The organism is Sutcliffiella halmapala (assembly GCF_002019665.1).
Lineage (GTDB): Bacteria > Bacillota > Bacilli > Bacillales > Bacillaceae_I > Sutcliffiella_A > Sutcliffiella_A halmapala.
Window position 1 is genome coordinate 4,330,817 of the sequence record NZ_KV917375.1, and the last position, 23,367, is coordinate 4,354,183.

General features: G+C 39.5%; 20 protein-coding genes and 1 other annotated feature. Of the genes, 4 read left to right on the top strand and 16 right to left on the bottom strand.

Annotated features, from left to right (window positions below; translation table 11 throughout):
* Positions 1-158 precede the first annotated feature (158 nt).
* The 4 genes from BK580_RS21220 to murQ all read right to left on the bottom strand — a co-directional run bounded on the left by BK580_RS21220 (position 159) and on the right by murQ (position 4,451).
* Positions 159-1,010 carry a MurR/RpiR family transcriptional regulator gene (locus BK580_RS21220; RefSeq protein WP_078382263.1) on the bottom strand — a complete coding sequence of 284 codons (852 nt, stop codon included), beginning with the start codon at positions 1,008-1,010 and terminating at the stop codon, positions 159-161.
* Between the two features lie 11 nt (positions 1,011-1,021).
* Positions 1,022-2,101: a DUF871 domain-containing protein gene (locus BK580_RS21225; protein WP_078382264.1), complete on the bottom strand. Its 1,080-nt coding sequence runs from the start codon at positions 2,099-2,101 to the stop codon at positions 1,022-1,024.
* Positions 2,102-2,170: 69 nt separating this feature from the next.
* Complete coding sequence (locus tag BK580_RS21230) at positions 2,171-3,535, bottom strand: PTS transporter subunit EIIC (protein WP_078382265.1); 1,365 nt, start codon at positions 3,533-3,535, stop codon at positions 2,171-2,173.
* Between the two features lie 22 nt (positions 3,536-3,557).
* Positions 3,558-4,451 (bottom strand): N-acetylmuramic acid 6-phosphate etherase, encoded by an 894-nt coding sequence (gene murQ, locus BK580_RS21235; RefSeq protein ID WP_078382266.1) that lies wholly within the window; start codon positions 4,449-4,451, stop codon positions 3,558-3,560.
* A 237-nt stretch (positions 4,452-4,688) separates the two neighbouring features.
* Here murQ and BK580_RS21240 point away from each other — a divergent pair, with 237 nt between their 5' ends.
* A complete protein-coding gene (locus BK580_RS21240) occupies positions 4,689-5,600 on the top strand; it encodes a ketopantoate reductase family protein (RefSeq protein ID WP_078382267.1) in 912 nt (303 codons plus the stop codon).
* A gap of 149 nt (positions 5,601-5,749) precedes the next feature.
* Here BK580_RS21240 and proS read toward each other — a convergent pair whose 3' ends face one another.
* Together proS and BK580_RS21250 are read right to left on the bottom strand one after the other, a co-directional pair.
* Entirely contained in the window at positions 5,750-7,180 is a 1,431-nt protein-coding gene (proS, locus tag BK580_RS21245; RefSeq protein WP_078382268.1) for a proline--tRNA ligase, read from the bottom strand.
* Positions 7,181-7,224: 44 nt separating this feature from the next.
* Positions 7,225-7,432: a binding site (T-box leader), on the bottom strand.
* Between the two features lie 48 nt (positions 7,433-7,480).
* Positions 7,481-7,957, bottom strand: a complete 477-nt coding sequence (locus tag BK580_RS21250; protein ID WP_078382269.1) for a hypothetical protein — start codon at positions 7,955-7,957, stop codon at positions 7,481-7,483.
* A gap of 238 nt (positions 7,958-8,195) precedes the next feature.
* Between BK580_RS21250 and BK580_RS21255 the strand changes: the two genes are divergently transcribed.
* A complete protein-coding gene (locus tag BK580_RS21255; RefSeq protein WP_078382270.1) occupies positions 8,196-8,663 on the top strand; it encodes a hypothetical protein in 468 nt (155 codons plus the stop codon).
* A gap of 245 nt (positions 8,664-8,908) precedes the next feature.
* On the opposite strand, the gene BK580_RS21260 is transcribed toward BK580_RS21255, so the two are convergent.
* The 6 genes from BK580_RS21260 to BK580_RS21285 form a co-directional block, all read right to left on the bottom strand.
* Positions 8,909-9,829, bottom strand: a complete 921-nt coding sequence (locus BK580_RS21260; protein ID WP_078382271.1) for a diacylglycerol kinase — start codon at positions 9,827-9,829, stop codon at positions 8,909-8,911.
* Between the two features lie 224 nt (positions 9,830-10,053).
* Positions 10,054-11,145: a hypothetical protein gene (locus tag BK580_RS21265; protein ID WP_078382272.1), complete on the bottom strand. Its 1,092-nt coding sequence runs from the start codon at positions 11,143-11,145 to the stop codon at positions 10,054-10,056.
* A gap of 3 nt (positions 11,146-11,148) precedes the next feature.
* A complete protein-coding gene (locus BK580_RS21270) occupies positions 11,149-11,574 on the bottom strand; it encodes an anti-sigma factor (RefSeq protein ID WP_078382273.1) in 426 nt (141 codons plus the stop codon).
* Positions 11,571-12,125 (bottom strand): sigma-70 family RNA polymerase sigma factor, encoded by a 555-nt coding sequence (locus BK580_RS21275; protein ID WP_078382274.1) that lies wholly within the window; start codon positions 12,123-12,125, stop codon positions 11,571-11,573. The genes BK580_RS21270 and BK580_RS21275 overlap by 4 nt, the downstream gene beginning before the upstream one ends.
* A gap of 296 nt (positions 12,126-12,421) precedes the next feature.
* A complete protein-coding gene (locus BK580_RS21280) occupies positions 12,422-13,975 on the bottom strand; it encodes a flotillin lipid rafts scaffold protein FloT (protein WP_078382275.1) in 1,554 nt (517 codons plus the stop codon).
* A gap of 12 nt (positions 13,976-13,987) precedes the next feature.
* The gene (locus tag BK580_RS21285; RefSeq protein ID WP_078382276.1) at positions 13,988-14,527 is read right to left on the bottom strand and encodes an NfeD family membrane protein; all 540 of its coding nucleotides are present in this window, start codon (positions 14,525-14,527) and stop codon (positions 13,988-13,990) included.
* A 295-nt stretch (positions 14,528-14,822) separates the two neighbouring features.
* On the opposite strand from BK580_RS21285, the gene BK580_RS21290 reads away from it, so the two are divergent.
* Positions 14,823-15,698, top strand: a complete 876-nt coding sequence (locus BK580_RS21290) for a M15 family metallopeptidase (RefSeq protein ID WP_078382277.1) — start codon at positions 14,823-14,825, stop codon at positions 15,696-15,698.
* Between the two features lie 96 nt (positions 15,699-15,794).
* Here the strand turns inward: BK580_RS21290 and gatB are convergent, their stop codons facing one another.
* Genes gatB through gatC form a run of 3 tightly spaced genes read right to left on the bottom strand, consistent with a single transcriptional unit; the run spans position 15,795 to position 19,000 of the window.
* Positions 15,795-17,225 carry an Asp-tRNA(Asn)/Glu-tRNA(Gln) amidotransferase subunit GatB gene (gatB, locus tag BK580_RS21295; protein ID WP_078382278.1) on the bottom strand — a complete coding sequence of 477 codons (1,431 nt, stop codon included), beginning with the start codon at positions 17,223-17,225 and terminating at the stop codon, positions 15,795-15,797.
* An 11-nt stretch (positions 17,226-17,236) separates the two neighbouring features.
* The gene (gene gatA, locus BK580_RS21300) at positions 17,237-18,694 is read right to left on the bottom strand and encodes an Asp-tRNA(Asn)/Glu-tRNA(Gln) amidotransferase subunit GatA (RefSeq protein WP_078382279.1); all 1,458 of its coding nucleotides are present in this window, start codon (positions 18,692-18,694) and stop codon (positions 17,237-17,239) included.
* Between the two features lie 15 nt (positions 18,695-18,709).
* A complete protein-coding gene (gene gatC, locus BK580_RS21305) occupies positions 18,710-19,000 on the bottom strand; it encodes an Asp-tRNA(Asn)/Glu-tRNA(Gln) amidotransferase subunit GatC (protein WP_078382280.1) in 291 nt (96 codons plus the stop codon).
* A gap of 585 nt (positions 19,001-19,585) precedes the next feature.
* On the opposite strand from gatC, the gene putP reads away from it, so the two are divergent.
* Positions 19,586-21,088, top strand: coding sequence for a sodium/proline symporter PutP (gene putP / locus BK580_RS21310; protein WP_078382281.1), 1,503 nt, complete (start codon positions 19,586-19,588; stop codon positions 21,086-21,088).
* Between the two features lie 351 nt (positions 21,089-21,439).
* Here the strand turns inward: putP and pruA are convergent, their stop codons facing one another.
* Positions 21,440-22,987, bottom strand: coding sequence for an L-glutamate gamma-semialdehyde dehydrogenase (pruA, locus tag BK580_RS21315; protein WP_078382282.1), 1,548 nt, complete (start codon positions 22,985-22,987; stop codon positions 21,440-21,442).
* Positions 22,988-23,367: the final 380 nt, after the last annotated feature.

Consider the following 23,367-nt stretch of genomic DNA (forward strand, 5'->3'; position numbering starts at 1 on the left):
TTAGGGACTCAGTAACAATATTACCATATTATTCTTATTTTTTTATTAATGACTAATTGAAAATAAAAAGCCGATTGACGTTTAATAAACGAAAATCGGCTTTTTTCTATTTGACTATTAAAGTTAGGGACTAACGTTAAACATTATTAATTGTCTTGCTATGACTTTCTCCGTTGCACTGCTTTATGAGTATTAATGATGCGTTCATAAACCCCTTGCCCTCTTTCTGAGCAAATAGAAATGAATAAGGCATCAATAATTGCTAGCTGCGCAATACGAGCTGTCATCGTCCCAATCCGCAAGTTTTGTTCTTCTTCTGATGTTGTTAACACAATATCAGCTAATCGACGGGCGGGTGAAGGGGCGTGCTGTGTTAATAATATGGTAGGTACTCCTCTTTCTTTTGCAACAGCCAAGACATCCAATATTTCTTTGGTTTTCCCTGACGTGGAAATAAGAAGAATGGCGTCTTTTTTTGTTGCATTCGCCACCATCATCATTTGAAGGTGATTATCTTCCGACTGAAAAGCTGAAATATTTATTCGCAAGAGTTTCTGTTTAAAATCTTGTGCGACAACAGCAGAACCGCCTACTCCGAATAGATACACACGGTCTGCCTTACTTAATGTCTCTACCGCCTCTGTAAAAGAAGAGACATTTACTATTTTTTCTGTATTTTGAAGTGCTTGAATTGTATTAAACATAACCTTTTGAATGACTGTACTTGTATCATCCTGAAATTGGAGAGGGGAATCAAATACAATCTCATTATTTACAGATACCTCTTTAGCAAGCTCTATTTTTAGAATTTTAAAGCTTTGAGTACCAAGTCGTTTGCAAAATCGTATAATGGAAGCTTCACTTCCACCACAAGCATTTGCTAACTCTTTCGTACTCATATGTGTAACGCGCTCTGCGTTCTTAATCACATATGTTGCAACCACTTTTTCAGCATCTGTAAAGCGATCTAATTGACGTTCAATTTGTTTGGATATGGAAAATGTCGACATAGAAGCTCCTTTCAATCTTTTGGATCATAATTGGAAAACAAAAAGGATTGACCTGGACGTATCATGGAGAGTAATGGATGATCTTGTTCATACACACGGCCAATTACATTAACTTTTTCATCAGGCTGCAAATCCTTTAACGCCACCTGCAATTCTCCTACATAACGACCATAATTACTATTATCTATCGTAATGGTACCCTTTGTTCGTGGGATTTGGTTATTGGGCTCGATATTTATTCTTCCCTTTTGCGCATAAAAACGAGAGGACTCTGATCGGATGACATCCCGTGCAGGATCCATTCTGTTGCGATGCTTCATCTGCAAAATACTTCGTTCCTCTTCGGATAAAGAGAGAGATTCACAATAAATTAGAATAATATCTTCTTGATATTTCATAAATTGCTTCCATGTCGCATCTTTTATACTCCGGTCACCAATACATACTTTATCAACATAGAAGTCGTTTGTCATCTCTAAATAAGCAGCAAACACTGATTGTCCACGATGTTTTTCCACCGTTGGTAACCCTAGTTCAAGTGGTCCTCTCAGCTGCTGATCCCCAGGAATAAACGCCATTACGGTGAGACCTTGCTCCTTTAGCCATTGATTACGTATTTTAAACCACTGATCATCTAGTCCTGTCTCCGGTCTTGGATAAAAGTTATGCCAAGCTTCTACTTGATCTGTTTGTAATCCGGCATTCATTAATAGTTGCAAAAATGCTTCGTCAATTGTGCTTGCATTTAATGCCACCTTCATTTCTTTAGAAAGCATAGCAATTTGCTCTGGAGAAAAACCATAGTCTACACGGATTCCAGTGACTCCCCACTCTTTTAATACAATCGCTTCTTCAATAGATAGATCAAGATATTTCCATGAGGAAGGAGATAAATCTGCCATAAGTTCCATATCGAGTGACTGTGCCAACGCTCCAAGTTGTTTTAACGCTGCAACATACATAGTGGGATCATCCTCAGGAATGTGTAACGAAGTAAAAATTGTGCGAAAACCTGCTTCATGCATTTTCTTCATATAGCTTTCCATTTGTTCAATGGATTGTTGTCCTAAGTAAATTGAAAGTCCTAACATCTGTTTTCCCTCCATTTTAATCAAAAAGCTGCTCATTCTATTAGTGAGCAGCTTTTTTGTGATTGTATATTATGATAAGTTATCAGCCATTTCTTCTTTAAAGCCAAAGGCATAGGTGAAAATAAATCCAAACGTGTAGGCAATAACAAGTCCACCTATATAGTATAAAAAGCGATTATCGGCAATAAGTGGAGTTAAAGACAGCCCAGATACACCAATTCCTGTTGCCGCCGTTTTTGCTAAAGCTTGAAATGCTCCTCCTACCGCTGCTCCCATACAAGCCGTAACAAACGGACGGCCAAGCGGTAACGTTACCCCGTATAAAAGCGGTTCTCCAATACCTAGGAATCCTACTGGTAGAGCACCTTTGATTGTATTACGTAATTTTTTATTACGTGTCTTCACAAAGATAGCTAGTGCAGCTCCTACTTGTCCGGCTCCTGCCATCGCTAGGATAGTTAAAATAGGAGTCACACCAATACTGTTAATAAATTCTAAGTGGATCGGCGTTAATCCATGATGAAGTCCAACCATAACTAATGGTAAGAAGAAGCCTGCCAGCACAGCACCTGCTACTACTCCACCAACATCTAAAACCATCTTGATACCTGAAGTAATTCCTTCTGCTAAAAGTCCACCCACAGGTTGAACAAATATAAGGGTAGCAAACCCAACGACTAAAACAGTAATAAGTGGTGTGACAATAATATCGACAGAACTTGGTACACCTTTACGAACCGTACGTTCCACAACAGCCATTAACCATGCGGCAAACATGACGGCAAACAATCCGCCACGCCCAGGAACAAGTGCTTCCCCAAATAACGTTATATCAGCAAGACCCGGATTAATAATTAAGATACCTGCTATAGCACCTAATGCCGGGGTTCCATTAAATTCCTTCGCAGTATTCCACCCTACCAGAATACCTAAGTAAGCAAATACCCCTCCACCAATTAAAAGAAGGATGCTTAACCACGTTGCTGTTGGATCTGCCCCAGCATTTTTTGCGAAATTGGCAATTCCATTTATAATCCCAGATGCAACAAGAGCAGGAATCAATGGAATGAATATACTACCGATTTTACGAAGTAAGTTTTTAAATGGAGTATTATTTTTCTTCTTAATTGCTCCCCTCACATCATTGGCAGTCGATGAAGAATCACTTGCTACTTCCCCAATTTTCAACCCTGTGATACGGCTCATTTCTTCTGTTACACGGTTTACCGTTCCTGGTCCTACGACGATTTGAAGTGTATCATCTTCAATAACTCCCATTACACCATCTACTTGACGTAGTTCCTTCATCTGTACGAGGCTATCATTTTTCAATGCGATACGCACACGTGTCATACAATGGTTCAATTGCGCAATATTATCTTTTCCACCAACATTTTCAATGATGGATTGAGCTAGCTTTATCTCCTTTTTCATTGCCCCCTCATCCCCTTTTTCCTTATTTTTGTATTGCCTTACGTACAAAGCCTTCTGATTTTTCCAATTGCTGTAACGCTTCTTCATAGCTCATATTGGTTAAAATCATCACTATTGCTACCTTCACATTTCCATGAGCCTTGTCAAAATAGGCAGTTGCTGTCTCAAGATCCACACCAGTTGCTTGAATAATGATACCTTTCGCACGATGATGTAGCTTTTCATTAGTGGTTTGCACGTCTACCATTAAGTTTTGATAAGCCTTTCCAAGACCAATCATCACAGTGGTGGAAATCATATTTAGGACAAGCTTTTGTGCTGTCCCTGCTTTTAAACGTGTAGATCCAGTTAACACCTCAGGACCTGTAACAACTTCCATCGGGAACTGTGCATATTCACTGATAGCAGCCCCTTTATTACATGCAATACTTGCGGTAGTAGAACCAACTTCTTGTGCATACTGAAGCGCTCGAATCACATATGGAGTACGTCCACTTGCTGCAAGTCCTACCACTACATCATTTTCTGTCAGGTTCAGATTCTCTAAATCTTGCTTACCTGCTTCCTCGGAATCTTCTGCGCCTTCTACTGCTTCGGTGAAAGCTTTTTGTCCTCCGGCAATTAAACCAACTACAAGACTAGCATCCACACCGAACGTTGGTGGGCACTCAGCTGCATCAAGCACTCCTAGCCTTCCACTTGTTCCCGCTCCTACATATATAAGTCGACCACCTTTTTTCATGGAAGCGATCGTTTGAATAACGAACTTTTCCATCACTGGCAGTGTCTCGCTAATTGCCTCTGGCACAGTTCGATCTTCCTTATTCATTGTCTGAAGAACATCAAGCACACTCATTTCATCTAGATCCATGGTGCTCTGGTTACGTTGCTCTGTTGATAATTTTTCTAGATTCATTTTTATCCCCTACTTTATATAAGATTAAGAGATTCCTCTTTATGAAAACCTTTACATTTCTGAACACCTTCATTATACATTTACAGAAATTTAATATCAATATATTTTAATAAATACTTGAAATTTAATTTCGACACATAGACTTGATTACTCATTTAATCGGGATGAAGCCAAATTTCAAACTATTTGTACTTTAACCTGTTAAAATAAAATGTACGAAACTAAAGGAGGATATTCATGAAAATCTTAATTGTTGGTGCGGGAGCCGTTGGCGGATACTTCGGTGGAAGATTACTAGAAAAAGGAGGCAATGTTACTTTTTTAGTTCGAGAAAAGAGAAAGAAACAACTGGAGAGAACAGGACTTGTCCTTAAAAGTATTCATGGAGACGTATCGATGAGACCATCCCTTATTCAAGCTGGTGAACAAATTGAGCATTACGACGTCGTGTTAGTATCGATGAAGGCTTACCAGTTGGACGGCGCAATCGAAGACTTTCGTCCATACGTCGGACCAAACACTTTAATCCTTCCATTACTGAACGGTATTTCTCATTTAAATGATCTAGACGAGGCCTTTCATGAACAAAATATCCTTGGTGGCCTTTGCTTTGTCGAATCTACCTTAGATTATGAAGGTGCCATTGTACAAACGAGTGGAATTCACAATTTAGTATTTGGAGAACGTTCTGGAAAACAAACAGAACGAATAATGAAGCTAATGGAGACTTTTAGCGGAACAAAAAGTAACTTTATTTTATCGGAGAATATTAACCAAGACATGTGGCATAAATATTTGTTTATTGCTACTCTTGCTGGTGTGACCACCTTATTCCGTTCTCCTATCGGCCCGATTAGGGTGGATAAGTATGGTGCTATAACGGTTAAAGATACATTGCGTGAAGTAGCTTCCCTGATGAATAGCGTCAGTGCACCACTCGCCGAAAATATAGTAGAGTTAAATCAGGATAAGCTACAGTCAATGGAGCCTAAAATGAAATCTTCGATGCTACGGGATATGGAAAAGGGATTATCAGTAGAAGCTGAGCATTTCTTCGGATACCTCCTAGCGATTGCAGAGGAAAAAGGGATTGCAGTTCCAACACTTGAGAAGATTTATGGGAATTTGAGAATTTATGAAGAGCAATGAAGTATTAGAGTTATGCCCTAGGTGACTTGCACATCTGGGGGTATTTTTTGGAAATTAATTTATTCTGGCCTGAATGTGAAACAGGTCATTTATTACGAAATAAATAAACGAAAAGCTTGAGAATACTCAAGCTTTTCGTTCTTCCTATATTAATACGCCTTCGCCCAATACACCATGTGCTTCGCTTCTTTTCCACAGCATACACATTTGTCTCCAAGCTTCTCCTGTTCAAATGGCATACATCTAGAAGTAGCACTTGTTTCTTCCTTTATCTTATCTTCACACCTTTGGTCGCCACACCACATTGCTTTAATAAAGCCTGCTTTGTTTTCCAACTGCTCTTTGAATTCTGCAAAAGTCAAGGCCACACTCGTTTTTTCTTCGCGATGCTTCCTTGCCTTCTCATAGAGATTCTCTTGGATTTCTTCTAGAACACTCGAGATGGTCTCGTCCAGCCCTTCCATAGAAACACTAAGCTTCTCTCCCGTATCACGTCTTACTAAAACAACCTGATTCTGTTCGATATCTCGTGGACCTGCTTCCAAGCGGAGTGGAATCCCCTTCATTTCATATTCATTGAATTTCCAGCCCGGCTTTTTATCGCTTGCATCAATCCCGACACGGAACTTATCAGACAGACGTTCCTTCATTTCATAGACAAAATCAAGAACTCCTTCTTTATGCTGTGCAATTGGGACAATCATTATCTGAGTTGGTGCTACTCTTGGCGGCACCACTAAACCGCGGTCATCTCCATGCACCATAATCATGGCACCGATGATTCGGGTCGTAAAACCCCATGAAGTTTGCTGGACATGCTGTTGCTTTCCATCACGATCTAAGAATTGAATGCCGAATGCTTTCGCGAATCCATCCCCTAAATGGTGCGAGGTGGCAGATTGTAACGCCTTGCCATCATGCATCAAGCTCTCAATCGTATACGTGTGCTTTGCTCCAGCAAACTTTTCCTTTTCCGTTTTTTGCCCTTTTACCACTGGTATAGCTAGAAACTTTTCGCAAATCTCTGCATACTCATCCAGCATTTTCACAGTTTCTTCCTGTGCCTGTTCATCTGTTTCATGACATGTATGACCTTCCTGCCACAAAAACTCTAGCGTACGTAAGAAAGGTCTCGTCGTCTTTTCCCATCTCACCACATTGGACCACTGGTTATAAAGCTTTGGCAGGTCCCGATAGGAATGGATAATATTTTTATAGTGTTCCGCAAAAAGCACTTCTGAGGTCGGGCGAACTACTAATCTTTCTGCCAACTTCTCAGCTCCACCGTGTGTTACCCATGCCACTTCCGGCGCAAACCCTGCAATATGGTCCTTCTCCTTTTGTAACAAGCTCTCTGGAATAAACAATGGCATATACACATTCTCATGACCCGTTTCCTTAATACGTCGATCCAGTTCATTTTTGATATTTTCCCAGAGCGCATATCCATATGGTCGGATAATCATTGAACCACGAACACTCGAATAATCAACGAGTTCCGCCTTCGTTACAACATCTGTATACCATTGAGCAAAATCCTCTTCCATGCCTGTTATTCTTTCTACAAACTTCTTACTCATCTCTTACACCCCTTTTTTTTATAAATAAAAAAAGCCATACTTTCATAAGGGACCATTTCTGGCGGTACCACCCTTATTCAAAGCATCGCTTTACACTCTTCCATGGTAACGGTTTTGAACCGCTGCATCTTCAATCAATCCGATACAGAACTCCGAGGCAGGTTCGAATGAACATCTATAGGCACCTCTCACCAATCAGCACCCTCTCTTCATAGACGCAACCATTTTACTAATCCTCTTCTACGTTTTCATATTTGAAAAGATTATATCCAGTTTGGTATGTATTGTCAATAATTCTTCTTAGCCACCAATCTCAATTAACTCCGTACTTTCCCCTACTTTTACAGCTTGAAAACTGACTCCGTCCATCGTCTTAAACAATACGCCTTGAACGCTCTCATCTAGTTCTGCCAGCTTTACGATATCTGCTTTTGAAAGTTCCTCTGCATTAAAGGTGACTTTCCCAACAATTTTCAGTCCATTGTCCTCTAATTCGACGATTTCCATAATCTGATGCTCTATTAATCGTTCCTCTATCCAACCCGCAAATAATGGCTCTATACTATTTTTATTAATTACTAAACCGTCACTACAGACCATCGAAATTTCATACGTTAAATATTGTTCACCAAAATCCTCATTTCCTTCAAACGAAAAAATCATGTTATGAATATTGACTTCTTTAGGCTCGTTAGTTTGTGCATCTATGCTACAGCCAATAAGCATGGAAGCTATCATTATCGTAAAAATAAAGCCCTTACAATTTTCTTTATTCATGTGATCTCCTCCCCTTTTTGTAAGGCTAGTTCCGCATAAATAATGTAAAATCGGGCGTGATTTCCCAGAAGAAGAATCACTATTCAAAATATTATCATATTTATTCTGAAAAAGGTGAAGAATGATGTAGTTTCAATATAAAAGTACTTTTGACCTGCTCCATTTTGGCAAGATAAAAGCAGTATTATGAAACGTATCCCATTTTATCTCGTCAAATTTCTTAAAGGGGGGCATATAAGTGTACGCGAAAAAAATCAAATGTATGTTAGTTCTATTTTCACTACTTTTCGCAACAGCTTGTTTGAGAGATAGCGGGGTTAATATAGAAGAAGACTTTCCACCAAATCCACATGGAGTTGTCATTATCAACGAAATAGAGTACAGCATGGGAAAAGGTGGGTATAGATGGGAGAAAAAAGAAGGGCTTACTATGCAGGTGGTGACAACGGACGCGGCTTCTCCTAATCAAATTGCGGCGAATTTTGAGGCAATACAAGTCACCACTCCGTCTGAAGTGACCATTGCATTCGACAGCAACCCGCAAATATCTGTATTTCTCTGGAATAAAGATGAACGCGATAAGGAAGTAGCCCAAAGTAACGGAAAATTTGAGGCTCCATTAGAAGAGGGACGCTATATTTATGAAGTATTTGCAGAATGGAAAAATGGCGCGGCGTCGTATACATTTGTGATCGAGGTAGATTAAGAAGAAGGAGACCTCCTGTTTTTTTATAAAAGGCTCTGTTAAAGGACAGTGTTGATTTTTTAGGACTCTAGCTGTTGATTGGAGCACAAGGCGAAGACTCCTGCGGGAGATAGCGTTTGGTGGAGACCCCACAGGCGGAGCCGAGGAGGCTCCATCAGCGCCCCGCGGAAAGCGAAGCCTTGTGCGGAAATCAACAGCGGTGTTTAACAGAGCCTTATAAAAAAAGCAACGGGTTTCCCCGCTGCTTATCGAATTTTATTCATTTCTGTTTCTTTGCGCTTTTCCGTAACAATAACATCGATATGGCGATATAGGTTTTCGAATTCTCCTGGTAGTAATCCGCCGTATTCCCCGTCTAGATTTAATTGCATTTTTTCTTGCGTGCATACTTTTACACGGTTTGCTTTTGTATAGATGACTAATGGATCTTTAATATGTTCGCCTCTTAAAGCTAATGTAGCAATTCTGATGAAATCCGCAATATTCGCTTTCTTCAAAATGATTAAGTCAAACATCCCATCATTCATGCAGGAATCCGGAGCTAGCTTCTCAAATCCACCTACGGAATTAGATAAGGAAACTAGAAATAGCATAATTTCACCTTCGAAGATCTTTCCATCATACTCAATTTCTACATTTGTAGGTCGGATGGAGGGCAGCATTTCTATTCCTTTTAAATAGTAAGCAAGCTGGCCAATCACTGTTTTCATTTTGCTTGGAACTTCGTAGGAAAGCTCTGTCATTTTCCCGCCGCCTGCGATGTTTACAAAATATTGATTATTGGCTTTACCGATATCCACTGGCAATGGTACTCCGCTTGCGATGACATCCACACATGCTAAAATATCATCTCGAGGAAGATCGAGGGCCCTAGCGAAATCATTGGTTGTACCAACAGGAATAATACCTAACTGTGGACGATAATCTTGCTCAGCTAGACCGTTTACCACTTCATTGATGGTTCCGTCTCCGCCAGCTGCAACAACCAAATCATACTTACGCTCTACTGCGATTTTTGCCGCTTCTGTTGCATCTCCATGACATGTTGTTGCATGACAAGATGTCTCGTAGCCAGCCTTCTCTAACCTTACTAATACTTCTGGTAAGTGCTTTTTAAAAGCCTCACGTCCAGATGTTGGATTATAAATAACTCTTGCACGTTTCATTTCCCATCATCCTATACTTATATTTACAAACTTTATAATTCAAAGCACTCTATAATTGATCGTATAAATTAACTATAATTTCCATTCTTTAATCAGTCAACTTTCAAACTAACCACAGATAACATATTAGCCTATTCCATAGCAAACATGCAATAAAAACGAAAATTGTGAGAAATACAGAAAACGGAAAATGGTGCCTGGCACCATTTTCCGTTTTCTGCCTTTTATACTTCTCGCTCTTTTTTGGGCTTACTTCCTTTTATTAGTTTGATTCCACCGATGATCATGAGTAGGCAGACGATAGTAATTTGGAAGGTTCTCTGGTACCAGTATAGGAAGTCAAGATTGTATGCTGTATATAGGTACTCGTTAAGGTTGGGTATTACTGCACTATCAATTAAGTAGAAAATCCCTAGTGAAAGCAGTCCGATCCCGATCCAGCGTTGATGGTGAATGAAATAGGCAATGACGGGCTCGTCTTTTCTTTCTTCCGGAAACTTCGCCGCTTGCTGCATGGCATCAAAGAAACTAAAGAACCATATTACCGGCACGAGAAAGAGAAACAGGGATAAACGCAATAGATCTAAGACATAAATCGAAAGAACGAAGAACAGCATGAGCTGTAATCCTCTTTTTTGCAAGCCTAGATAAAGGTGACCCGCACCTGGAAACATAGAAAGAACCATTGTAATGGATTTACTTTTTCGTCCGTCATCCTTAACTTGTTCAAAATCTTCTAGGATGGTCCGGTCTTGAAGCTCCTCACCTTGTTGCTTTTTACTTAAGTTTTGCAGTGAATCAAACATATTGTATATCCAAATAACAGGTAGTAGTCCTAAGAAGACGAGAAATCCATCTTGAGTTGTAATTATGGAAATAAAGATTACCATAATTCCTAGTCCGAAGAAGAAGAGAAGAAAGTTTAGCCCTCTCGTCATTAAGCCTAACTGGAAGTGTCCAAGTCCTGGTATAAAGGAAAGAAGAATCGTGTAGTATCTTTCTCTTTCGTATGCTGTTGGCTGTTCTTCTAATCCATCAGGTGTAGGGGAGATTGATGCTGGTTTATGATACGTTATAAGTGTAAAAATCAAATCAATTACACTGATTACTCCTATTGGAAATGCGATAAAGATAAGGCCGGCCACAAATAAATCATCTCGAGACATGACTAGCATAAATAGTGAGGCGAAAATCGTAAGAAAAAAACTAATTAAATAAAATGCTCCTTTTTTATTTTTATTCGCATAAAGATGACCTGCCCCAGGGATTATCCCTAAAAAAAGCGCAATAATTGGATTAAATGCTTTACTTGGCATCGTTTATCTTTCCTCCTTTAAAGAAATGTTATCGAAATAGAAAAAAAGCTTATCTATAATACTCGTAGTTACTTGTGAACTTTGTGCTCCATGTGAATCTATTTGATTGGTGTAAGCAAAAATACTATGAAAAACCCCGGAAGACATAAGGAAAATCGTTGCCGCTGCTGCAAGAAAATAGTGAAGAACTGTTGTATGTCTCTCCTTCTTTTTCTGAGACCGTACCGGAACCTGTGCGATAATTTGATCCGTAAAGCTATGTGGATCTTCTAATATCGGTAGTACTCCTTGTTTCTCATGTACTTGCTGCATATATGTTTCTAAACAAGAATCACAGCTGTATAAATGCGTTTCGAATTGTTCTTGTGTGAATTCAGATAAGCTACCTTCTAGTAAATTAGCGATATCCTCTTTCGTAAGATGGCTCATTGAAATTCCTCCTCTCTCCAGTTCTTTTTCATCCAAAGTCTAGCGCGATAAAGCTTCATTTCTACTGTTTTTTCTTCGATGTTCTGTTCAACCGCAATTTGTTTGTATGTCTTATCCTCTATGTAGAAGGATTGAACAACAGTCAGGTAATTATCAGGAAGTTCATCTATCCTCTTTTTTACATAGTGCTGAAATTCTTTATGTAGAAGGAGACGATCAACGGTCTCTGTGCTAGTAACCTCGAACTCTTCCGAAATATCTTCCGCTCTTCTAACAGTCTTTCGCTTTAAATCTATTGCATGATTTACAGCAATCCTCGTCATCCACGTTTTTAACCCTTTTGCTTGAAAGGCAGGGAGAGCATAAAAAACTTTAATAAATACTTCCTGTGCTGCATCTTCTGCATCCTTTTCATTTCGTAATATTGCGTACACCGTATGATAAATATGTATACGATATTGATTAATTAACATTCGAAAAGCTTGTTCATCCCCAGCCACCGTTTTCCTAATTAACAGTTTCTCCTCAATAGTACTCTCCCCCCTTTCCATGAACGACTATACCTTATAGACGAAACAAAGAAACCAAACTACTACACATATTTGAAAATTTTTTTGAAGGAGGGGTTGGCGAACCTTATTGGCTTGATTTTGGGAGGTTCTTATGAGATTTCGGGGTGAGCATCTGACTTTTTCTATTTCTCACTCACTTTCCAATCTCCCTTAGTCCTCCTACATTAAACTCTTCCATATCCCAAACTTCTTCCAACATAAAAAGGCAGACCCCAGCAGTACTACATAAAGTAGCGAATTCCTGCTGGGGCCTGACCCCAAAAGACCAATTTTTATTATGCTTCGACTTTGTTTTCTTGTTTTTCTTTGCTATCTTTGTTTTTTGTTGCTAGTTCGTTGGTTAGGCTGTCGATGCTGTGACGCACGTTTGCTTTACCTGAGAAGTTTTCGATTAGTTCTTTTACGTCAATCCCGGATGATGCTTTTAGTGTTTCTTGTAGGGTTGACATTAGGTTTGTTGCGTATCCTGTTACTTTGTTTGCACCGCCGTTTTCACCATTACCGCCAGTGTCTACAACTGTAATCTTATCAATGTTACCAAGTGGAGCTGCAATTTGCTTCGCATATTCAGGAAGCATTTTGATGATCATGTCTAGAGTTGCTGCTTGACCGAACTGTTCGAATGCTTCTGCGATTTTTTGTTTCGCTTCTGCTTCTGCAAGACCTTTTAGACGAATAACTTCTGCTTCTGATTCCCCTTGTGCTCTTTGCGCATCGGCTTTTGCAATACCATCAATACGGATTTTTTCCGCTTCCGCTTTTGCCATTGCTTCAATGCGGTACTTGTTGGCATCTGCTTCTGCAATTTGCTTCGCTTTATCCGCTGCTGCTGCTTGTTCTACGGAGTAACGGTCTGCATCGGCTTTTTTCTTTACTTCGGAGTCATATTGACGCTCACGACGTAAGATCTCTTTTTCTTCTAACTCAATTTGCTTTTGACGCTCAATGATTTGAACCTGCATTTGCTGCTCGGTTACTTCTTGCTTAGCACGCGCTTCCTCTAAATGATACGCTTGGTCAGCACGGGCTTTGGCGATATCTTGCTCTCTGCGGTATTCCGCAATTTTCATTTGATTTTCTTTTTCCGCTTCCGCGATTTCAGTCGCACGCTCTAACTCAGCACGTTGCGCATCTTTAGAAGCTTCCGCACGCTTAATACGAGTTTCTTTATCTGCTTCTGCAGTTGCAATATCAGCATCACGCTTTACTTGTGCGATACGTGGTTTACCAAGTGATTCTAAGTATCCATTGCTATCACGGATGTCACGAATTGTGAAGGAAACAATGATTAATCCCATTTTCGCTAAATCCTGAGATGCGACACGTTGTACTTCTTGAGAGAATTTTTCACGATTCTTATAAATCTCTTCCACTGTCATCGATCCTAAAATAGATCGTAAGTGACCTTCAAGTACTTCACGTGCTTCATTTTCCATGTCTTCTTTTATCTTACCTAAAAATTGCTCAGCTGCTGTTGCGATATCACCGATTGAGTTACCGATTTTGATAATCGCTGTACCGTCAGCCATAACCGGAACACCTTGCTCCGTGTAAACTTCTGGAGTACGAACATCTAGCTTTTTAGATAGTAAGCTTAATGGATCTGATTGTTGGAATACCGGAACGATGAACGCACCGCCACCTCGAACAATCTTAATCTTGTTTCCTGATTCATCAACGTGTACATTTTTCCCGCCTAAGTAACTACCAGTAATAATTAAGGCTTCATCTGGACCCGCTGTTTTGTAGCGAGCAATAAAGACAACAACAAGGGCGAAGATTAGAATAGCGACTACTGCAATAATGATAGCAATTTCTCCAAATACCATGTGCGATTCCTCCTATTGATTATAAGATTCTAAAACTTTTTCATATGGGGTAACAAAAACGACCCCTTTTTGGACATCGATGATTAGTACTTCCGTTTCATATGGAATGGGTTCATTTTCAAAACTCTGTGCTGATTTAGAAACGGTACTCCCGCCTATGGTTAGAACAATCTCCCCGAACCCATCCTGTGGAATCGAAATGATTACCTTCGCAATCTTTCCTTTTAAATCTTCATCAGAGTAACCGAGAGAAGCTTCAGCAGAACGAATCGGTACAAAAATAAACACATGTAGCAAAGTGACAAGTATGATAGAAATTATGGTAGCAATCCCTAACACTAGCCATCCTGCAAAAGGAGAGAATTTTTCAAATAAATACCCTGATGCACTAAACACTGTGAAGAATGAAAGGATAAGTGCTGGATCTATAGGTATTACTTCGAAAATCCCATCTACAATATCAGATAGCAAAATATAAATTAGTGTTAAGCTTCCAAAAATAATGAGCCCCCAAAAATAGAGAGATACCATATCCATTCCGAGCATAGTCATAAGCAATCGTTCCTTTTTCTATAGATTAGTCTTGCCGCGCGGCTTTCTACAGGGTATTCTGCATCCCCAATTCCATGAACCGTTTACTAAACATCTCCTCCATTTCTTTTTCCACTATTATATACGTCCCAAGTCCCTAATAAGTTTCAAAAAATAGCAAAAATTATATTTATTATACTTATCTTTTGTAAAAGGATTGGAAGATGTAAAATAGAAGAAGAACATTCAGAAATATACTAATAATTAACAACACCTCTTCCATAATAAACCAAGATTGAGAGGAAAACCATTGATAATGCTAAAAAAAATAATAATTGGAACGACAAGTATTAGTTTGCTTGTTGGATGTAGTTCCTTTGAAAAATGGTCAGTAGAAACCCCTGTCTTAATTAGTACACCTCACCCTGCTAAATCAACAGAGCTTACTAATCTCTCTTATGATAAAGAACGTTTAGAAATATTTCTAAAGAAGGAGGAGGATGGGACTGTGGTTGACGGAGACTCTGTTACAGAAGAAAAACCTCCTCAAGCAGAAGGACCTATCACGCCCTCAGAACAACATGAAGAAGAAGCAATCCCTGTAGTCGCCAATCCTACTGCAATTAACGTGATGGTTAACAAATTTTGGGCCTTGCCAGAAGGGTATCGTCCACCAGATTTAATTCGCCCTAATGTGCCGTTCTCTTTTGGCAATGAAAATAGTGATCGAGCTAAACTACGCGAAGAAGCCGCTCAATCTTTAGAGATGATGTTTGCCGGTGCTCTTAACGATAGTCTGGAGCTATACGCACGTTCTGGCTTTCGATCTTATGAAACACAAGTAGCCATTTTTCAAAATGAAATTGCAACCTTTGGATATGAACAAGCAGTTCTGTATGTTGCTCGGCCTGGTACGAGTGAGCACCAAACCGGACTTACCATGGATATCACCGCCAAAAGTGTGAAGTTAGAATTGGTCGAGAGCTTTGAAAATACCCCAGAAGGCAAATGGCTAGCTGAAAATGCCCATCACTATGGATTTATTTTGCGCTATCCAAAAGGAAAAACAAACATTACCGGCTACGCCTTTGAGCCTTGGCATTTCCGCTATGTTGGAGTAGAGATTGCTACGGAGATTTATAATAATGGGTTAACCTTAGAAGAATACATGGACGATGTGCGCGAATTTTAGCCGCTACAGACAGTCTTTTCAAAAGAAAGAGCATTCATAAAAAATGAATGCTCTTTTCTATAGAAAGAACCCGTATTTCGGTTCTTCTTAGTACTATTATCGTTTCTTAATCTCCTCAAGTAACAGCTTGTTAACTAATGGAGGGTTTGCTTGTCCTTTTGTTGCTTTCATGATTTGGCCTACTAGGAAGCCGATTGCACGATCTTTCCCATTTTTAAAGTCTTCAATGGATTGAGGGTTCGCATCAAGAGTTTCTGTAACAATTGTACGTAGTGTTCCTTCATCAGAGATTTGTACAAGCCCTTTGTCTTTTACAATTTTCTCTGCGTCGCCACCGTTTTCGATAAGCTCCTTGAATACTTTCTTCGCAATCTTAGAAGAAATCGTGCCTTTTTCTAGCAGCTTAATCATACCTGCAAGGCCTTCAGCTGTTAGTGCAGTATCTTCTAATTCTTTTTGCTCGGCATTCAAGTAAGCAGAAACCTCACCCATTAACCAGTTAGAGGCAAGCTTCGCATCAGCACCAGCTTCTACTGTACCGTTAAAGAAATCGGACATTTCTTTTGTTAACGTTAGCACGTGTGCATCATAAGCAGGTAAGCCTAGCTCTTCTACATAACGGCGCTTACGCTCATCCGGAAGTGCTGGAATATCCGCACGAACGCGTTCCATCCACTCATCATCAATATGAAGTGCTACTAAATCTGGCTCTGGAAAGTAACGATAGTCGTCTGATCCTTCTTTCACACGCATTAGGACAGTTTCTTTTGTTGACTCATCGTAACGACGTGTTTCTTGTTGGATAATTCCTCCAGATAAAAGAACCTTCTCTTGACGAACAACCTCATGCTCTAAACCTTTTTGAACAAAGTTGAAGGAGTTAAGGTTTTTCAGCTCAGCCTTTGTACCGAACTTCTCTTGTCCTACTGGACGAAGGGAAATATTCGCATCACAACGAAGGGATCCTTCCTCCATTTTACAATCAGAAACGCCTGTATATTGAATGATTGATTTTAATTTTTCTAAGTATGCATACGCTTCTTCCGGTGTACGCATATCGGGCTCAGAAACGATCTCGATAAGCGGTGTACCTTGGCGGTTAAAATCCACAAGGGAATAGCCGTCGCCTGTATGCATAAGTTTCCCCGCATCCTCTTCTAGGTGAAGACGAGTGATTCCGATGCGTTTCTTCTCGCCGTTTACTTCGATTTCAATCCAACCATTTTCTCCGATTGGTTTATCAAACTGGGAAATTTGATATGCTTTCGGATTGTCTGGATAGAAATAGTTTTTACGGTCAAATTTTGTATCCGTTGCGATTTCACAATTTAGTGCCATTGCAGCTTTCATCGCAAATTCCACAGCTTGCTTGTTTAATACTGGTAGCACACCCGGGTAACCTAAGTCGATTACGCTTGTTTGTGTGTTGGGATCCGCGCCAAACTCAGTTGGACTTGCGGAGAAAATTTTCGATCTCGTTTTTAACTCTACGTGTACTTCTAGACCAATAATCGTTTCAAAGTTCATCGTCTCACCCCTTACAGTTGTGGTTTTTGTTTATGATGGTCGGTTGCTTGCTCAAATGCATGGGCAACGCGGTAAATAGTGCTTTCATCGAAATGCTTTCCGATAATTTGTAAGCCGACTGGAAGTCCGTCTACAAATCCTGCTGGTACCGAAATTCCTGGTACTCCCGCAAGGTTTACTGGGATCGTTAAAATATCGTTCGCATACATCGTTAATGGATCTTTTGTTTTCTCGCCTACTTTAAAGGCAGGAGTTGGCGTTGTTGGTCCAACGATTACATCATATTTTTCAAATACATTTTCAAAGTCTTGTTTGATTAATGTACGAACCTTTTGCGCTTTAATATAATACGCGTCATAGTGACCAGCGCTTAATGCGTATGTTCCAAGCATGATTCGACGCTTCACTTCCGGTCCGAAGCCTTCACTACGTGTCTGCTTGTACATGTCAATAAGGTTCTTCGCATTATCTGTACGATAGCCGTAACGCACACCGTCAAAACGAGCTAGGTTTGCTGAAGCTTCAGAAGATGATAGTAAATAGTAAGTCGCTAGAGCGTATTTGGAGTGTGGTAAAGATACCTCTTCCCATGTTGCACCTAGTCCTTCTAATACTTTTAGTGCATCTAAAATAGATTGACGTACCTCTTCAGTTACACCTTCTCCAAGGTATTCTTTTGGCACACCAATTTTTAGACCTTTGATATCTCCAGTTAAGCTAGATAAAAAGTCTGGAACTTCTGCATTGGCTGAAGTAGAATCCATTGGATCAATACCAGAAATCGCTTGTAGTAAGTACGCATTGTCCTCTACTGTACGTGTGATTGGACCGATTTGGTCTAAAGAAGATGCAAATGCAACTAAGCCATAACGTGATACGCGACCATATGTAGGCTTTAATCCAACCACTCCACAAAATGCTGCTGGCTGACGGATGGAACCACCAGTATCAGAACCTAAAGAGAAGAATACCTCTCCTGCTGCTACTGCTGCTGCTGAACCACCACTAGAACCACCAGGTACACGGTCTAAATCCCATGGGTTACGAGTTGCTGCAAATGCGGAGTTTTCGTTAGAAGAACCCATTGCGAACTCATCCATGTTTATTTTTCCGATTGTAACAGTTTCGGATTTCTTTAATTTTTCTACAACAGTAGCATCATAGATAGGATCAAAGTTTCCTAAGATTTTACTTGCACATGTCGTACGAATTCCTTTTGTTACGATATTATCCTTTACTCCAATAGGTAGGCCGAATAATAGCCCGTGTTCTTTTTCTAAACCAAGTGCCTCATCTAATACTTTTGCTTGTTTACGAGCATTTTCCTCATCAAGTGTTAGAAATGCTTGAACTTTATCATCTACTTCGCTGATGCGTTTGTAAGATGTATCAACTAAATCTGTAACGGTAATTTCTTTTTTATGTAAAAGAGTATGTAATTCCGATAACTTTTTATCAAACAATGACATGGGTTTCCCTCCTTACTATTCTAAAATTGTTGGTACGCGAACTTGTCCACCCTTTTGATCTGGTGCGTTCTTTAATACCTCTTCCACTGGTAAACCTTCTTTTGGTACATCTTCTCTCATAACATTCTTCATATGAAGGACATGAGTAGTTGGTTGAACATGGTCTGTATCTAATTCATTTAGCTGCTCTGCAAATGAAATAATAGCATCTAACTGACTTGTAAACATTTCAGCTTCCTCTTCACTAATTGCTAGACGTGCCAAATGAGCAACGTGCTTAACTTGATCCTTAGAAATACGGGACATCCTCTTTCACCTCCGCAAAATATCGAAACTTGCACAATATATTTATCATACTAAACTTTACCCCTCTCAAGCAATAGCGAGGCATAGTACCTTAAATAATTCTTCACAATAATAATACACGTTTTGAATCTTCTTCATTTCTTGTAAGGGTTTTCTTTCCATATCTAGCTATACTTTGATAAAAATTGATAAAAGAATTTTTGTATTGCGATAGTTATCATTTCGGTTTATATTTTAAAAGTGCTTTCTGGATTTTTCAGCTTTGCATTTTGTAAAATACTCGATATTTATGCTGTATTTCGGGGAAAGTATTTAGTGATGTAGACTGGAAAACAGTACTAAAATGCGAGTAGTTTGCAGGAATATTTCTCGTTAGAAAATTTAGAATAGTTTTATTTCATTTTCTATTCAATTCTAACCTAAGCCCTAAGCCTCAAGGGATACAACACTTATCTTCTTATTGAAAGTAGCTACCTTCCCTTGAATTAAGGCGAATACTTTGTTAGCTTAAATACTCGTAACCGGTATGAGAGCAATTTTGGGCGCCGAAATTGTTGAAAAATGAGAGAATTAGGAGTTGATAGTGTGGAAACGGGAACTTTTATATCGCTAGCTATTTATTTCATTGGAATGCTAGGGATAGGATATTATGCATATAGGAAGTCTACAGATGATTTATCAGGCTATATGCTCGGTGGGCGTCAATTAGGACCTACTGTAACGGCTTTATCAGCTGGTGCTTCTGATATGAGTGGTTGGATGTTAATGGGGCTACCAGGAGCTATGTATATTAGCGGCATTTCAAGCATTTGGATAGCAGTAGGACTAACTATCGGTGCATATTTAAACTATATTATTTTAGCACCTCGCTTACGTACTTACACTGAAGTGGCAAATGACTCTATTACCATTCCTGATTATTTAGAAAATCGTTTTTATGATCATACACGAATTCTTCGTTTCGTGTCTGCAATTGTTATCATTATTTTCTTTACTCTTTATACATCTGCAGGTTTTGTTTCTGGTGGGTTACTTTTTGAGAGCGCTTTTAATTTAGATTATAAAATGGGGCTATTTGTTGTAGCTGCAGTAGTTATTGGTTATACCGTTTTTGGTGGATTTTTAGGTGTAAGCTTGACGGATCTTGCGCAAGGAATAATTATGTTAATCGCTTTAGTACTTGTTCCAATTGTAGCAATCATGGAATTAGGCGGAATTGGTCCTACCTTTACCGAAATTAGGGAGATAAACCCTAATTACCTTAATTTCTTTACAGGAACAACCTTCCTTGGCATTGTTTCTTTACTCGCATGGGGGCTTGGATATTTCGGACAACCTCACATCATTGTAAGATTTATGGCAATTAAATCAATCAAGGATTTCAAAGCTGCTCGTCGAATCGGAATGAGCTGGATGATTATTTCAATTGGTGGAGCAATGTTGACAGGTCTAGTAGGGATTGCTTACGTTTCTCAAACCGGGATACCGTTAGAAAATGAGGAGACCATTTTCATTGTTTTCTCTAACATCTTATTTCATCCATTAATCACTGGATTCCTACTGGCTGCCATTTTAGCAGCGATTATGAGTACTATTTCTTCTCAATTACTCGTCACCTCCAGTGCCTTGACAGAGGACTTTTATAAAGCATTCTTCCGTCGCCAAGCTTCCGATAAAGAGCTAGTGTTAACAGGTAGAATTTCAGTTATTATCGTCTCGGTTGTCGCACTTATGCTTTCTTATACACCAAGAAATTCCATCTTAAATCTAGTTGGGAATGCCTGGGCAGGATTCGGAGCGGCATTTGGGCCGATTATCCTCTTGAGCTTATTCTGGAAACGCATGAATCAATGGGGTGCTTTAGCGGGGATGCTTGTTGGTTCGGGAACCGTATTATTCTGGATAAATTCTAAACTTGAAATAAACGGCCTAGTTTTAAGTAAATTCATGTATGAAATGATACCAGGATTTACTTTCAGTTTCATTGCAGTTATTGTTGTTAGTATTTTAACAAGCTCTCCAAACAAAGATGTAGTGGATACATTTGAAAAAATGGAGAAAACATTAATAGAAGAGCAGAGCAAATAGTCTTCAATTTGAAAGAGGGAGCCGACTGGCTCTCTCTTTTTTTTGCTAAATAAACAGAATAAGTAGTTTACAATAGTATTTTAAAAAGTTAATTAGAGGTCTGACCTCTGCATCCCTTGAGTCATCTATAATATGATTAATCGTTAATCAAACGTTTGTTTAATTATTTCTATACTAAAAGAATACCCTCAGGCGGGATTGTACACTAGAGTTGTGTATAAAGTGACGATTAAGTCCCGCCAAAAACCAACATTGAGCTTTGAAATTGCTTAGATGTTCGAACCTAAAAAAAGAAGCTGGCATTATACCGCCAGCTTCTTTCCATTACCAACTTTCCTACATACTTTAATATTATAAAGTTTCAGAAGTTGTTTTCGCTTGTAAGTGAAGTAATAGATAATCAGGTCCGCCTGCTTTTGAGTCAGTTCCTGACATATTGAAACCACCAAATGGTTGGTATCCAACGATCGCACCAGTACACCCACGGTTGAAGTATAGGTTACCAACATGGAAGTCTTCACGTGCTTTTTCAATATGGTCACGATTATTTGTAATAACCGCTCCAGTTAAGCCGTAATCCGTGTTGTTCGCAATTTCAAGCGCATGATCGAAGTCTTTTGCTTTCGAGAATGCCACAACTGGTCCGAAGATTTCTTCTTGCATTAAGCGACCTTTCGGGTCTACGTCTGCAACAATCGTTGGTTGAACGAAGTATCCCTTAGAGTCGTCTCCTTCTCCACCAGCTAAGATACGTCCTTCTTCTTTTCCAATTCCAACATATTTCATTACTTTATCAAATGCTGCTTGGTCAATAACTGGACCCATGTAAAAAGATGGATCAGTTGGATTGCCAACAGTTAATTCTTTTGTTAATTCTACTGCACGGTTCAGTACTTGATCATATACATCTTCTACGATAACTGCACGTGAACAAGCAGAACATTTTTGTCCTGAGAAACCAAATGCAGATTTCACGATAGATTGAGCAGCTAATTCTAAATCGCCTTCTTTATCTACCACAATCGTATCTTTTCCACCCATTTCTGCGATAACGCGTTTTAACCAGATTTGGCCAGGGTTTACTTTAGATGCACGCTCATAGATTCTTAGACCTACGTCACGAGAACCTGTGAAAGAAATGAAACGAGTACGAGGGTGATCAACTAAGTAGTCTCCAACCTCTGCTCCGCTTCCAGGTACGAAGTTTAATACTCCTGCTGGTAAGCCTGCCTCTTCCATTACTTCTACAAATTTAGCAGCTACGATAGGAGTTGTAGATGCTGGCTTTAATAAAACAGTGTTTCCAGTTACAATCGCCGCTACTGCTGTACCAGCCATAATTGCAAATGGGAAGTTCCAAGGTGAGATAATAACTCCTACACCTAGTGGAATATAGTTATAACGGTTATATTCGCCTACACGGCTTTCTACAGGCATACCGTCTTTTAATTTTAGCATTTGACGAGCATAGAACTCTAGGAAATCAATAGCTTCTGCTGTATCAGCATCTGCTTCATTCCAAGGTTTACCCGCTTCTTTCGTTAATAATGCAGAGAATTCATGTTTACGACGACGAATAATTGCTGCGGCACGGAACAAGATGTCTGCTCTTACTTCTGGCTTAACTTTACGCCATGTTTGGAACGTTTCATCTGCAACTTGCATTGCCTTCTCCGCTAATTCACGATCAGCTTTTGAGACACGACCAATAACTTCTTCTTTATTTGCAGGGTTTACCGATACGATTTTATCCTCAGTCGTAACGCGTTCTCCTCCAATTACTAGGTCATAATCTTGTCCTAAATATGAGTTCACAAGTTTCAAGCCCTCTAAATAAGCTTGTTTGTTTTCCTCATTAGTGAAATCTGTAAATGGTTCATGTTTGTAAGGTAATACCATTACATTCGCCTCCTTTGCATTCTAAGCGCTTGCACACAATTTCCATTCTACCTTATACATGTTGTTCTTTCAAATTGTTTTATTTAATTGTTGGAATTCATTATTTTGTTTAAGTCTACCCTAAAATAGGTAGGGTACCTGTTAAACACCCTGTTGATTTCCGCTGCAGGTGTTCGCTTTCCGCGGGGCGCTTGTGGAGCCTCCTCGTCGCTATCGCTCCTGCGGGGTCTCCACAAAACGCTACTTCCCGCAGGAGTCTCACACCTTCCACTTCAATCTACAGGGGAGACGGGGATATTTGACATTCTCCTTTTTCATCAACCATGGAGCATTTTTTACTTCCTTACTCTATAAAGAAAAAACCCACTATCTTAAGATAG